General features: G+C 69.4%; 11 protein-coding genes. 2 read left to right on the top strand and 9 right to left on the bottom strand.

Annotated elements, in window-relative coordinates:
* Positions 1 to 45: 45 nt before the first annotated feature.
* Together AC07NS_RS04260 and AC07NS_RS04255 are read right to left on the bottom strand one after the other, a co-directional pair.
* Positions 46 to 414 carry a hypothetical protein gene (locus AC07NS_RS04260; protein ID WP_494601685.1) on the bottom strand — a complete coding sequence of 123 codons (369 nt, stop codon included), beginning with the start codon at positions 412 to 414 and terminating at the stop codon, positions 46 to 48.
* Positions 411 to 1,949, bottom strand: a complete 1,539-nt coding sequence (locus AC07NS_RS04255) for a UbiD family decarboxylase (RefSeq protein WP_494601683.1) — start codon at positions 1,947 to 1,949, stop codon at positions 411 to 413. The genes AC07NS_RS04260 and AC07NS_RS04255 overlap by 4 nt, the downstream gene beginning before the upstream one ends.
* Positions 1,950 to 2,120: 171 nt before the next feature.
* On the opposite strand from AC07NS_RS04255, the gene AC07NS_RS04250 reads away from it, so the two are divergent.
* A complete protein-coding gene (locus AC07NS_RS04250) occupies positions 2,121 to 3,893 on the top strand; it encodes a DUF4153 domain-containing protein (protein ID WP_494601681.1) in 1,773 nt (590 codons plus the stop codon).
* Here the strand turns inward: AC07NS_RS04250 and AC07NS_RS04245 are convergent.
* From AC07NS_RS04245 to AC07NS_RS04235, 3 genes are all read right to left on the bottom strand, one after another.
* A complete protein-coding gene (locus AC07NS_RS04245; RefSeq protein ID WP_494601679.1) occupies positions 3,874 to 5,658 on the bottom strand; it encodes an ABC transporter ATP-binding protein in 1,785 nt (594 codons plus the stop codon). The two genes, AC07NS_RS04250 and AC07NS_RS04245, sit on opposite strands and share 20 nt — an antisense overlap.
* A gap of 70 nt (positions 5,659 to 5,728) precedes the next feature.
* On the bottom strand, positions 5,729 to 6,361 hold the full coding sequence (locus AC07NS_RS04240; protein WP_494601677.1) for a LysE family translocator: 633 nt from the start codon (positions 6,359 to 6,361) through the stop codon (positions 5,729 to 5,731).
* An 86-nt stretch (positions 6,362 to 6,447) separates the two neighbouring features.
* Complete coding sequence (locus AC07NS_RS04235; protein ID WP_494601675.1) at positions 6,448 to 6,897, bottom strand: biopolymer transporter ExbD; 450 nt, start codon at positions 6,895 to 6,897, stop codon at positions 6,448 to 6,450.
* Between the two features lie 222 nt (positions 6,898 to 7,119).
* Between AC07NS_RS04235 and AC07NS_RS04230 the strand changes: the two genes are divergently transcribed.
* Entirely contained in the window at positions 7,120 to 8,142 is a 1,023-nt protein-coding gene (locus AC07NS_RS04230) for a WD40 repeat domain-containing protein (RefSeq protein ID WP_494601673.1), read from the top strand.
* 248 nt (positions 8,143 to 8,390) lie between these two features.
* On the opposite strand, the gene AC07NS_RS04225 is transcribed toward AC07NS_RS04230, so the two are convergent.
* From AC07NS_RS04225 to trpB, 4 genes are all read right to left on the bottom strand, one after another.
* Complete coding sequence (locus tag AC07NS_RS04225; RefSeq protein WP_494601671.1) at positions 8,391 to 9,707, bottom strand: bifunctional folylpolyglutamate synthase/dihydrofolate synthase; 1,317 nt, start codon at positions 9,705 to 9,707, stop codon at positions 8,391 to 8,393.
* A gap of 157 nt (positions 9,708 to 9,864) precedes the next feature.
* Complete coding sequence (locus tag AC07NS_RS04220; protein ID WP_494601670.1) at positions 9,865 to 10,788, bottom strand: acetyl-CoA carboxylase carboxyltransferase subunit beta; 924 nt, start codon at positions 10,786 to 10,788, stop codon at positions 9,865 to 9,867.
* A gap of 12 nt (positions 10,789 to 10,800) precedes the next feature.
* Positions 10,801 to 11,637, bottom strand: coding sequence for a tryptophan synthase subunit alpha (gene trpA, locus AC07NS_RS04215; protein ID WP_494601668.1), 837 nt, complete (start codon positions 11,635 to 11,637; stop codon positions 10,801 to 10,803).
* Positions 11,637 to 12,857 carry a tryptophan synthase subunit beta gene (trpB, locus tag AC07NS_RS04210; RefSeq protein WP_494601666.1) on the bottom strand — a complete coding sequence of 407 codons (1,221 nt, stop codon included), beginning with the start codon at positions 12,855 to 12,857 and terminating at the stop codon, positions 11,637 to 11,639. The genes trpA and trpB overlap by 1 nt, the downstream gene beginning before the upstream one ends.
* Positions 12,858 to 12,862 lie beyond the last annotated feature (5 nt).

The following is a 12,862-nucleotide window of genomic DNA, read 5'->3' as shown; positions in this document are numbered from 1 at the left end:
CCAACAGAGTAATAACACGACGGCAGGGCGCGCACCATCCGCCCCCTAGCCTGCCGCTCCCTCTCGCCAGGCCTCGGCCTCTTCCAGCCAGACGACGAACCCGCACGGCGCTGACGTCTCGTCGGCCGCTGAGATCGTGGATCGCACGGCCTCGTCGATGTGGGCCAGACGCTGCTCGAACGACAGAGCCTGGGTTTCCCGGATCAGGTCGCCGCCGACCAGCGTCAGGTCCACGCGGGGTATCTCCAGCCCGTCGCGAAGCTCGAACACCTCCACGCCATAGACCACCTGGGCCTTGGCCTTGGCGTAGCCGAGCAGCTGGAGAAGCGCGTCGCGGTCGAGCAGGTCCGAGCCGCCGCCGGAGGCCGCGGCCGCCAGGATGGTCTCAAGTTCCGCGACGCTCTTCAGCTTCACGGCTTGGGTTTCCAGATCGGCTTGCCCTCGCCCGGCAGGCCCAGGCGCGACCACTTCTCGCTGACCGCGTCGACCACGGCCTGGTCCATGCGGATCTCCTCGCCCCACTCGCGATTTGTCTCGGGCTCCCACTTGTCGGTGGCGTCGAGGCCGATCTTGGAGCCGAGGCCGCTGACCGGGCTGGCGAAGTCGAGATAGTCGATCGGGGTGTGCTCGATCACCGTGATGTCCCGCGCGGGATCCATCTTGGTGCTGATCGCCCACATCACGTCCTTCCAGTCGCGGGCGTTGATGTCGTGGTCCACGACGATCACCCACTTGGTGTACATGAACTGGCGCAGGTAGCTCCACACGCCCAGCATCACCCGCTTGGCGTGGCCCGGATAGGCCTTCTTCATCGACACCACGGCGATGCGGTAGGAGCAGCCCTCGGGCGGCAGCCAGAAGTCGACGATCTCGGGGAACTGCTGGCGGATCAGCGGGATGAACACCTCGTTCAGCGCCTCGCCCAGCACTGAGGGCTCATCCGGCGGACGGCCGGTGAAGGTGGTCAGGTAGATCGGGTCCTTGCGCATGGTGATCGCGGTCACCTGGAAGACCGGGAAGGTCTCGACGCTGTTGTAGTAGCCGGTGTGGTCGCCGTAGGGGCCTTCCTCGGCGTGCTCGTCGAGCAGGACGTGGCCCTCGATGACGATCTCGGCCTGGGCCGGCACCATCAGCGGAACGGTCTTGGCCGGCACGAGGTCGAGCTTGGCGCCGCGCAGCAGGCCGGCGAACTGGTATTCCGAAAGCGTGTCGGGCACCGGCGTCACGGCGGCCAGGATCGTGCCGGGATCGGCCCCCAGCACCACGGCGCAGGGCAGGGGCTCCTTCTTGCCGGCCTTCTTGTGGCGGGCGTAATGCTGGGCGCCGCCGCGGTGAGCCAGCCAGCGCATGATCGCCTTGTCCTTGCCCAGCACCTGCATGCGGTAGATGCCGAGGTTGAAGTCGTCCTCGCGGTCGTCGCTGGGGCCCTTGGTGACCACCAGGCCCCAGGTGATCAGCGGCGCCGGCTCGCCCGGCCAGCAGGTCTGCACCGGCAGCTTGGAGAGGTCGATCTGGTCGCCCGTCAGCACGACCTCCTGCACGGGCGCCTTCTTCACCGTGCCCGGGCGCATCGACAGCACCGTCTTGGCCAGCGGCAGCATGTCGATGGCGTCCTTCAGGCCCTTGGGCGGCTGGGGCTGGCGCAGGAAGGCCAGGAGCTCGCCGACTTCGCGCAGCTCGCCGGCGGTGGTGCGCGGCTCGCCGCCGAGCGTGACCCCCATGGCCACGCGTTTGACCGTGCCGAACAGGTTGGCCAGAGCCGGCATCGACGAGCGGCTGCCGTCGGGCAGCAGCACGTGCTCGAACAGAACCGCCGGGCCGCCGGTCGCCAGCAGGCGGGTCTGGATCTCGGTCATTTCGAGAACGGAGGAGACCGGCTCCTTGACCCGCACCAGTTCGCCCTGGGCCTCCAGCACGTCGATGAATTCGCGAAGCGAGCGATAGGCCATGGGCGGGGAGAACTCCTGGAACGCGGCGGAACCTAGAAGTCGCGGTGCGTCGGGGCAAGGTGGTGAAGGGGGCGTCGAGCGCGCGTGGAGAAAGGATGCAGGCCAGGCTTCGTCCTAGGCGCCGCACGCGGGGCGTGATCTCTGCTGCTCGAAGGTTGCAGGAGTCCGTCGATGACCGATCAAGCCGTCGAAGCCGATCCGCGAGCCGTCCGCCGGGCGGCGGTGCTGCGCCTGATCACGGGCCTGGCCCAGGGTCTGCTGCTCTATTGGCTGTACCAGGCCGATGAGCGCAAGTTCTGGCCCGACGGCCAGCCGATGGTCTATGCGGCCTTCCTGCTGGCCGTGCTGTTCGCGCCGTTCGTGGTGCTGGCCGGCCTGTCGACCATGCGCTGGCGCAGCCTGGCCGCCTGGAAGGCGGTGGTCGTGCTGCTCGCGGCCGGGGTCGGCGCCTATGGCGTGTGGAGCGGCGATCCGTCGGCTTCGGGCGTCAACGGCCTGGGACCCTTGAGCTTCCTGGGCGTGGCCGCCCTGATCTTCATCGGCCATCATCTGGTCGAGCCGGCCGACATCGAGCGGCGGCCGATCGCCGGCTATGCCAGCTATTTCGACATCACCTGGAAGCACGGGGTGCAGCTGGCGCTGGCGGCTGGCTTCACCGGCGCCTTCTGGCTGCTGCTGTGGCTGGCGGCGGTGCTGTTCAAGCTGATCGGCGTCGGGGCCATCGAGACGATCATCCAGACCAAGCTGTTCGCCATCCCGGCCACCACCACCATATTCGCCGCGGCCGTGCAGCTGACCGACGTGCGCGCCGGCCTGGTGCGCGGGGTGCGGACCGTGGCCCTGACCCTGCTGGCCTGGCTGCTGCCGCTGATGGTGCTGATCGCCGGGGCCTTCCTGCTGACCCTGCCGTTCACGGGTCTGGAGCCGTTGTGGAAGACCCGCAGCGCCACGGCCAGCCTGCTGGTCGCCGCCGCCTTCCTGACCCTGCTGACCAACGCCGCCTACCAGGACGGGAACGAGGCGACGGCCGTGGTGCTGAAGTGGGCGGCGCGGCTGGCGGGCCTGCTGCTGGTTCCGATCGTCGCCCTGGCGGCCTACGGCCTGTCCTTGCGCATCGGCCAGCACGGCCTCAGCACCGATCGGATCATCGCCGCCGCCTGCGTGCTGGTGGCGGCCGGCTACGCCCTGGGCTACGCGGTCGCCGCCGTGCGGCCCGGCGCCTGGATGAAGACCCTGGAGGCGACCAACATCGGCATGGCCTTCGTGGTCATCGCCGTGCTGCTGGCCCTGGTGACGCCCCTGGCCGATCCCCGCCGGCTGTCGGTGAACGATCAGGTGGCGCGGCTGGAAGCTGGCAGGGTCAAGGCCAAGGACTTCGACTACGACTTCCTGCGCTTCCGCAGCGGCCGTTTCGGGCTGGACGCGCTGAAGCGCCTGGCGGCCGGTCCCGACGCCTCCGTCGCCAAGGCGGCCAAGGCCGGCCTAGCCCGCGAGGCGGCCGGGCCTGCGCCCGGAAAGGCCGAGCCCTTGGCCGAAGTGATCGTCTATCCCAAGGGCCGGACCCTGCCGAACGGCTTCGAGGGCCTGGCCGATCTGAGCGACTCGCCGTGCCGCTTCGCCGCCAAGCCGTGTTCGGCCCTGCTGCTCGACGTCGATGCGAACGGGACCGAGGAGGTGCTGCTGTCGAGCGGCGCGGCGCTCGACGTCTTCGAGCTGCGCGACGGTCGCTGGAAGAAGGTCGGCTACGCGTCCAGCCGTTGTGGCCGGGTGGCCGATATCGCCGCGGTGCTGGAGGGCTCCGACGGGACCGCGACGACCGCGCCCTCGCCCTTGCGCGACGTGGTGATCGGGGACATCCGGATGGAGATCCGGCCGCAGGGCGACGCCTGCAACGTGACGGCGGAGGAAGCCCTGGCCTCGCGGCCTAAGCCGCCCCCTCGCTGACCGCGTTCAGCCGCGCATAGACCCCGCCGGCCGCCTTCAGTTCGGCGTGGCGGCCTTCCTCGACGACGCGGCCGTTCTGGAAAACCAGGATGCGGTCGGCGCCGCGCACGGTCGACAGGCGGTGGGCGATGACGATCGTGGTGCGGCCCTGCATCAGGGCCTCGGCGGCCTCCTGGACCAGGGCCTCTGTCTCGACGTCGAGCGACGAGGTGGCCTCGTCCAGCACCAGGATCGGGGCGTCGGTGAGGAAGGCGCGGGCGATGGCCACGCGCTGGCGCTCGCCGCCCGACAGCTTGATGCCGCGCTCTCCCACCAGGGTGTCGTAGCCGTGCGGCAGCTTCAGGATGAAGTCGTGGGCGCGGGCCTTTTTCGCGGCCTCCACCACCTGGTCGAAGGTCGCGTCGGGGCGGCCGTAGGCGATGTTGTCGAGCAGGGAGCGGTGGAAAAGGGCCGGGTCCTGCGGCACCACGGCGATGGCGCGGCGCAGGGAGCCCTGGGTGACCTTGGCCACGTCCTGGCCGTCGATCAGGATCCGCCCGCCCTGCAGGTCGTGCAGGCGCTGGATCAGCTTGACGAAGGTCGACTTGCCCGAGCCGGTGGGGCCGACCAGGGCCACCTTCTCGCCCGGTGCGATGTCCAGCGAGAAGCGGTCGTAGAGCGGTGCGCCGGCGTTGCGGTAGGCGAAGGTCACGCCCTGGAAGGCCACGGCGCCGGGGCCGGCGACGAAGTCGGGCGCGCCCGCGACGTCGGCGATCTGCGGCGGCAGCTTCGACCAGGCCGCGACGTCCTCGGAGTCGTCGATGCCCTTCTGCAGCATGCGGATGTTCTCACCCATGTTGCGCAGATAGCCGCTCATCAGCAGGAAAGCCGTCATGGCCGCGACGATGTCGCCGGCGCCCGCCTGGCCGCGCATCCACGACCAGACCATGGCCCCGGTCAGGCCCGCCTGCAGCACGACCAGCAACAGGTTCTGGCCCAGCCAGACGTCGGTGAAGCGGTTCCAGGTGACCATCACCGCGTCGCGCCAGGCGGCGGTGACCTGGGCCAGGCGCTGGGTCTCGCGATCCTCGGCGCCGAAGGCCTTCACGGTCGGGTTGGAGGTCACGGCGTCGGCCAGGGCCCCGCCGATGGCGGAATCCAGGGCGTTGGACTTCAGGTTGGCCGGCCGCACATAGCGCTCGGTGATCCACAGGTTCACCGACAGATACAGCAGCACCACGACCAGCGAGATGGCGCCGGCCAGCGGCTGCTTGACCAGCATCACGCCCGACAGGCCCAGCAGCACGATCATGCTGGGCACCAGCCAGATCGTGAAGGCGTCTGTGACGCTGTCGTATCCCCACATGGCGCGGGTCAGCTTGCGCACCGTCGCGCCGGCGAAGCTGTCGGCGTGCCAGTCGGACGAGAAGGCCTGGACGCGGGCGAAGCCCTCGTTGGTCATCTCCTCCATGTTGCGGGCGGCCAGCGGGATCCAGAACCGGTGGGCGATGTTGCGGATCAGCGAAAAGGCCAGGTAGACGCCGACGAAGACGGCCCAGGCCCCCCAGGCGCGCGACTTCTCGCCGGCCACCACGACATTGACCAGGTGCTCGGCGGCGGTCGGCAGGGCCACGTCGAAGCCCACCGCGATCAGGGTCAGCACCACCCCGGCGGCGAAGATCAACTTCCGGCGCAGCCAGAAGCGCGCCAGGAAGCCCAGCACCTGGGTGTTGGACAGCGCCCGGCGGCGGCCCTGGGTCTCGTCCTCGTCGTCGAAATCGCTCATGGCGGGCTAGATAGGCCCGTTGGAGCCGGCTGGGAACGTCCCGCCGACAGGCTGCTGCCAGGTTTCGAACCTAGCGGCGCGCCTCGGTGGCCATTCGAACCGCCAGGCCGCCCAGCACGCTGGCCATCAGCCAGCGCTGGACCAGGGCGAAGCTGGGGCGGGTCGCCAGGAAGGTCGCGATCGAACCGGCAGCCAGGCAGATCAGGCCGTTGATCGTCAGGCTGACGGCGATCTGGGTGCCGCCCAGCAGCAGCGACTGGCTGAGCACCGCCCCGTGCCTGGGGTCGATGAACTGCGGCAGCAGCGACAGATAGAGCATCGCCGCCTTGGGATTGAGCAGGTTGGTCAGGAAGCCCATGGCCATCAGCTTGGCCGGCGGGTCCTTGGGCAGCTCGCGCACCTGGAAGGGCGATTGGCCGCCCGGCTTGATCGCCTGCCAGGCCAGCCAGCCGAGATACAGCGCGCCGCCGAACCGCAGGATGTCGTAGGCGATCGGGGCTGCCATCAGCAGGGCGGTGATGCCCAGCGCCGCGCAGACCAGATAGACGATGAAGCCCGCCGCCGTGCCGACCAGCGACACGATCCCGGCCCAGCGTCCCTGGCAGATCGAACGGCTGACCAGATAGAGCATGTTCGGCCCCGGAGTCAGGGCCATGCCCAGGCACACCAGGGCGAAGGCGATCCAGGTCTTGGCGTCGGGCATCGGGGTTTTCCTGAAAAGCGGACAAGAAAAAGGGCCGGTCGCTTTCGCGGCCGGCCCTTGGTCTGTTTGGCTGTCGCCGAAGATCCTTAGTGGATGTCTTCGTTGATGAGGCCGACCTTGTACCAGCCAGCGGTCTGCAGCTGGTTCAGCACGCCCATGAAGTCGGCGTACATGACGTCGGCGTCGGCGCGGATCATGACGCGCTGATCGTCCTTCGGGCCGGCTTGGCCTTGGGCGGTGAACTTGGCGTCCAGGTCGAACTGCAGGTTGTCGAGGCTGGTTTGCTTGTCCGCGATGAACAGAGCGCCCGACTTCTGGATCGAGATGAAGACCGGTTCCTTCGGCTTCGGCGCGCCGGGGGGCGGCGGAACGGCCGGCGGCAGGTCGATCTTGATCGAGGTCACGGCCATCGGCACGGCGACCATGAAGATGATCAGCAGAACGAGCAGAATGTCGACGAAGGGCGTGACGTTGATTTCTGAATTCTGGTTCAGCGAGTAGCGACCGCCGCCGCCGCCAGCAAGTTTAGCCGCCATAGCCTGACTGTCTCCCGGGGACCGCCCCCAGGCGGTCCAGAAATTGTTAGATGCCACGTCTGGCGCAGACGAGCGCGGAAGTAAAGCCCGACGACGCGCCGCAATGGCAACCCCTTTTGTGAGTCTTTTTGGCCTAACGCCGTTCGGAAGAGCGTTTTGGGCGCCAGGCTTCGCGCCCCGCGCGACTAGCGTTCGCATCCAGGCCGCGCTAAGCCCCCGCGCATGATCTTTTCCTTCGACGCCTACGTCACCGCCGCCCTGTTCGATCGCGCCGGACGCGCCGGATTCGCCCTGGGCGACGGCACCGTCCGATTCGAGGCCGAGGGCGGTTTCGTCACCGTGGAAGCCCACGGCGGACCGCTCGGCGGGGCCGTGCTGGCCGCCTGCGTGCACCCCTCGGGCCGGGGCCTGGTGACCGGCGGCGACGACGGCCGCGTGGTCTGGAGCCGCGTCGAGGGCGACGAGGTCGTGGCCACCCTGCTGGCCGAGGTGAAGGGCAAGTGGATCGAGCACGTGACGGCCAGCGCCGCCTCGGGCCTGATCGCCTTCACCGCCGGCAAGGAAGTGCATGTGCTGGACTCGGCCGACGCCGAGTTCCGCCGCACCTATGTCCACGAGAAGACGGTCTCGGGCGTGGCCTTCGATCCCAAGGGCAAGCGCCTGGCCGCGGCCGGCTACGGCGGGGTGTCGCTGTGGTGGAGCCGCATCGCCGACCAGAAGCCGACGGTCATGAAGTGGGCCGGCAGCCACGTGGCCCTGGCCTACAGCCCCGACGGCAAGTTCCTGGTCTCGGCCATGCAGGAAAACCAGCTGCACGGCTGGCGCCTGTCGGACGGCAAGGACATGCGGATGGGCGGCTATCCGGCCAAGATCAAGAGCCTGGACTTCTTCGACAAGGGCAATCTCTTGGCCACGGCCGGCGCCAACGGCGCGGTGATCTGGCCGTTCGCCGGCGCCAGCGGCCCGATGGGCAAGGAAGCCGCCGAGATCGGCTTCTCGCGCGACTCGCTGGTGGTGCAGGTGGCCGGCATCGACGCCCTGCCGGTGATGATCGCCGGCCAGGACAACGGCCGCGTCTGGGCCGCGCACATGCGCTCGGGCCGCATCGAGACCCTGAAGGCCGAGAAGGGCGCCCCGATCAGCAGCCTGTCGGTCAACGCCGACGGCTCGCGCCTGGCCTGGGGCGACGAAAGCGGCGAGGCCGGCGTGCTGAGCGTGCCGGATATCTCGGTGCGGAATTTCTGACGACAATCCCTCTCTCTTTGAGAGAGGGAGGGGGCCGCCGCGAAGCGGTGGGAGGGTGAGAGGTTTCACCGTTGGCCGGTGACCCTCGATCCCTCCCGACGGGCGTTGTGGCGCCGCGCTTGAGGCTGCGTGTCTTCGCTGTTGCTGAAGGTCAGGCTTTCTCGTCCGAGCCTCGTTCGGATAGGGTGTAACCTCTCACCCTCCCATGGCTTCGCCATGGGCCCCGCCCTCTCTCAAAGAGAGAGGGATCAATTGGGCCAGGTCGCCTCGCTCGCGCCCAGTACTTCTCCCGCAAGGTAGAGCGAGCCGCAGATCAGCACGTGTGGGACGGGGTCGAGCGCCAGGGCGCGGCTGAGGGCGTCGTCCAGCCCGTCGCAGGCGGCGGCGCGCAGGCCGGCCAGTTCGGCGGCGGCGGCGGTTTCGGCGGCGCTGGCGGCGGCGTGGCCTTCGAAGGTGACGGTGAAGACCTTGGTCGCGATCCCCCGGAAGGCGCCGAAGAAGCCGGTGGCGTCCTTGTTGGCCAGCAGGCCCGAGATCAGCGCCACCGGGCGGCCGTCGCGGGCGGCCAGATCGGCCACCGCGCGGGCCACGGCGCGGCCGGCGTGCGGGTTGTGGCCGCCGTCGAGCCAGAGGTCGGCTCCGGCGCTTTGAGCGGCTTCCGCGTAGGGGCCGGCCGTCAGGCGCTGGAAGCGGGCCGGCCAGACCGTGCCGGCGATCCCCCGGCCCATGGCCGCCTCGTCGATCCGGGGATCATCCAGGGCCAGCAGGGCGGCGACGGCGAGGCCGGCGTTGGCGAACTGGTGCTCGCCGGGCAGGGCGGGAGCGGGCAGGTCGAGCAGGCGATCCTCTGTCTGCACCAGCAGGCGGCCGCGCTCCTCCCAGGCGTCGAAGTCACGGCCCATCAGGGTCAGCTCCACCCCGGCCAGGGCGGCGGCGGTCTCCAGCACGCCGTCCACCGAGTCTTGCTGGCGAGCGCTGACGGCCGGTGCGCCCGGCTTGATGATGCCGGCCTTCTCGACGGCGATTTGCTCGATGGTGTCGCCGAGGAACTCGCGGTGATCCAGATCGATCGGGGCGATCACACTGACGGTCGGTTGGGCGATCACGTTGGTGGCGTCGAGCACGCCGCCCAGCCCCACCTCGACGATGCAGAGGTCGGCCGGGGTCTCGGCGAAGGCGACGAAGGCCGCGGCCGTGGTGATCTCGAAGAAGGTGATGGCCTCGCCGGCGTTGGCGGCTTCCACACGCTCCAGCACGTCGGCCAGGTGGGCCTCGGTGATCAGCGTCCCGGCCAGGCGGATGCGCTCGACGAAGCGCACCAGGTGCGGCGAGGTGAAGACGTGGACCTTGAGCCCCGCGGCCTCGGCCATGTGGCGCAGATAGGCGACCGTCGAGCCCTTGCCGTTGGTGCCGGCCACGTGGATCACCGGCGGCAGGCGGTCCTGCGGGTTGTCGAGCGCCGCGCACAGCCGGCGCATGCGGTCCAGCGACAGGTCGATCTTCAGCGGGTGCAGCGCCCGCAGGCGCTCCAGCGCGGCGTCGTGGGCGCGGAGGTGGTCGGTCATGGGAGCCCCGAAAGCTCCTCCCCCGTGCAACGGGGGAGGTGGCGCGGCGCTATCAGCGCCGTGACGGAGGGGGCGAGGGACGGAGTGCGGTGCGCGCCGCCGCCCCCTCCACCGGCTTCGCCGGTCCCCCTCCCCCGCAGGCGGGGGAGGAGCTAAATCAAGCCGCCTTGCGACGGCCCAGCATCAGGGTGCCGAGGATCGAGCCGAGGGTCTCGGGCAGGTCCTTGCGGGCGGTGACGCGGTCGACCATGCCCTTTTCGACCAGGTATTCCGAGCGCTGGAAGCCCGGCGGCAGGGTCTCGCGGATGGTCTGCTCGATGACGCGGGGACCGGCGAAGCCGATCAGGGCGCCCGGCTCGGCCAGATGCACGTCGCCCAGCATGGCGTAGGAGGCGGTGACGCCGCCGGTGGTCGGATCGGTGAGGACCACGACATAGGGCAGGGCCGCGTCGTTCAGCTCGTTGATGGCCAGGGTGGTGCGGGCCATCTGCATCAGCGACAGGGCGCCTTCCTGCATGCGCGCGCCGCCGGCGGCGGTGAAGGCGATCAACGGCACTTCGCGGGCCAGGGCGGCCTTGGCGGCGGCGATGAAGCCTTCACCGGCGGCCATGCCGAGCGAGCCGCCCATGAAGGCGAAGTCCTGGACCAGGACCACGGCGTCTACGCCGGCGATCTTGCCGTAGCCGATGGCCATGGCGTCCTGCTCGCCGGTGCTCTTGCGGGCGGCGGCCAGGCGGTCCTTGTAGGGCTTGCCGTCCGAGAACTTCAGCGGGTCTTCCACGACCGACGGGGTCGGCAGGGCCTCGTATTCGCCGTCGTCGAAGGTGAACTTGAAGCGCGCCTCGGGACCGATGCGCATGTGGCGACCGGCCGGGGTGACCCACAGGGCCGCCTCCAGGTCGGAGCGATAGATCATCTCGCCCGTGTCGGGGCACTTGACCCACAGGTTCTCGGGCGTCTCGCGCTTGGCGAAGGCGCCGCGCACGCCGGGCGCGATCCGAGACAGCCAGCCGCCGCGACGGTCGGTCGAGGTCTTGGCCTTGTCGCCCTTCTTGGGGCCTTGGGGTTCAGCCATAGCCATAGCCTTAAAGCCTCATGCCGTTCCGACTCGCGCCGATCGCACAGCCTTAGCCAGCTCCGACGCCTTGGAAAGAACCTTTTGGGTCACGTTTTCGTTCAGTTTCGCCGCCGATGCGATTTCGTCCACCAGGGCCGAGCCGACGACGACGCCGTCGGCCACGCGGGCCACTTCGGCGGCGCGCTCGGGGGTCTTGATGCCGAAGCCGACCGCCACCGGCAGGCCCGAGGCGGCGCGCAGGCGCCCGACCGGCTTGGCCACCGCGTCGGCGTCGGCTTCCAGCACGCCGGTCACGCCGGCGACGGAGACGTAGTAGATGAAGCCCGAGGTGCGCTTGACCACGGCCGGCAGGCGCGCGTCGTCGGTCGTCGGCGTCGCCAGGCGGATCAGGTTCATCTTCGCCGCTTCCAGCGCGTCGGTCAGGGCGTCGGCCTCTTCCGGCGGGCAGTCGACGATGATCACGCCGTCGGCGCCGGCGTCGGACGCGTCATTGGCGAAGGCTTCGAAGCCGTAGGACAGCACCGGGTTCAGATAGCCCATCAGCACGATCGGCGTGACCGTGTTGGTCTCGCGGAAGCGGCGGACGATGCCCAGCACGTCGCGCATCTTGGTGCCGGCGGCCAGCGAGCGCTGCGAGGCCAGCTGGATGGTCGGGCCCTCGGCCATCGGGTCCGAGAAGGGCATGCCCAACTCGATGACGTCGGCGTGCTCGGCCAGGCCCGTCAGCAGCTCGAACGAGGTCTCCAGGTCCGGGTCGCCGGCCATGATGTAGGCGACGAACAGGGCCCGGTGGTCGTTTTCCCGCTGGAAGGCGCGTTCCAGGCGCGTGCCGTCGCGATAGCTGGTCGTCATTAGATCGTCCGTCCCAGGGCGTCGGCCACGGTGAAGATGTCCTTGTCGCCGCGGCCCGACAGGCAAAGCACGATGACGCCGCCTTCGCCGATTTCCTTGGCCAGCTGCGGCAGCTTGGCCAGGGCGTGGGCGCTTTCCAGGGCCGGAATGATGCCCTCGAGCTCGGCGCACAGCTGGAAGGCCTTCAGGGCCTCGTCGTCGGTGCAGGTCAGGTACTGGGCGCGGCCGATGTCGTGCAGGAACGAGTGCTCCGGACCGATGCCCGGATAGTCGAGGCCGGCGCTGATCGAGTGGGCGTCGATGATCTGGCCGTCGTCGTCCTGCAGCAGGTAGGTCTTGTTGCCGTGCAGCACGCCCGGGCGGCCGCCGGTCAGCGAGGCGGCGTGCTTGTCGGTGTCCAGGCCATGACCGGACGCTTCCACGCCGTAGATCTTCACCGTCTCGTCGGCGAGGAAGGGGTGGAACATGCCGATGGCGTTCGACCCGCCGCCCACGCAGGCGACGACGGCGTCGGGAAGGCGGCCTTCCAGTTCCTGGATCTGCTCGCGGGTCTCGCTGCCGATCACGGCCTGGAAGTCGCGGACCATGGCCGGATAGGGGTGCGGGCCGGCGGCGGTGCCGATCATGTAGTAGGTGTCGGCCACGTTGGTGACCCAGTCGCGCATGGCCTCGTTCATGGCGTCCTTGAGGGTCGCGGCCCCCGAGGTCACCGGACGCACTTCGGCGCCCAGCAGGTTCATGCGGAAGACGTTGGGCTTCTGACGGGCGACGTCGACGGCGCCCATATAGACCACGCAGGGCAGGCCGAAGCGGGCCGTGACCGTCGCGCTCGCCACGCCGTGCTGACCAGCGCCCGTCTCGGCGATGATCCGGGTCTTGCCCATGCGCTGGGCCAGCAGGATCTGGCCCATGCAGTTGTTGATCTTGTGCGCGCCGGTGTGGTTCAGCTCTTCGCGCTTGAAGTAGATCTTGGCGCCGCCGAGATGCTTGCTCAGGCGCTCGGCGAAATAGAGCGGGCTCGGCCGGCCCACATAGTGGGTCAGGTAGCCGCGCAGCTCCTTCTGGAATTCCGGATCGTTCTTGGCCTCGGTGTAGGCCCGGTCCAGCTCGAGCACGAGCGGCATCAGGGTCTCGGCCACATAGAGGCCGCCGTAGTCGCCGAAGCGCCCCTTGGCGTCGGGATAGGCGGACCAGTCGTTAGGCTTTGCGGGAGCGTTCACGGGCG

Source organism: Caulobacter sp. GW821-FHT10A10, from assembly GCF_059415745.1.
Note: the sequence above shows the minus strand (reverse complement) of the source record. Positions and strands in the feature narration are given on the sequence as shown.

Coding starts and splice junctions, on each gene's coding strand:
- AC07NS_RS04255 (WP_494601683.1), bottom strand. CDS start 1,949: ATGGCCTATCGCTCGCTTCGCGAATTCATCGACGTGCTGGAGGCCCAG.
- AC07NS_RS04250 (WP_494601681.1), top strand. CDS start 2,121: ATGACCGATCAAGCCGTCGAAGCCGATCCGCGAGCCGTCCGCCGGGCG.
- AC07NS_RS04245 (WP_494601679.1), bottom strand. CDS start 5,658: ATGAGCGATTTCGACGACGAGGACGAGACCCAGGGCCGCCGCCGGGCG.
- AC07NS_RS04240 (WP_494601677.1), bottom strand. CDS start 6,361: ATGCCCGACGCCAAGACCTGGATCGCCTTCGCCCTGGTGTGCCTGGGC.
- AC07NS_RS04235 (WP_494601675.1), bottom strand. CDS start 6,897: ATGGCGGCTAAACTTGCTGGCGGCGGCGGCGGTCGCTACTCGCTGAAC.
- AC07NS_RS04230 (WP_494601673.1), top strand. CDS start 7,120: ATGATCTTTTCCTTCGACGCCTACGTCACCGCCGCCCTGTTCGATCGC.
- AC07NS_RS04225 (WP_494601671.1), bottom strand. CDS start 9,707: ATGACCGACCACCTCCGCGCCCACGACGCCGCGCTGGAGCGCCTGCGG.
- AC07NS_RS04220 (WP_494601670.1), bottom strand. CDS start 10,788: ATGGCTATGGCTGAACCCCAAGGCCCCAAGAAGGGCGACAAGGCCAAG.
- trpA (WP_494601668.1), bottom strand. CDS start 11,637: ATGACGACCAGCTATCGCGACGGCACGCGCCTGGAACGCGCCTTCCAG.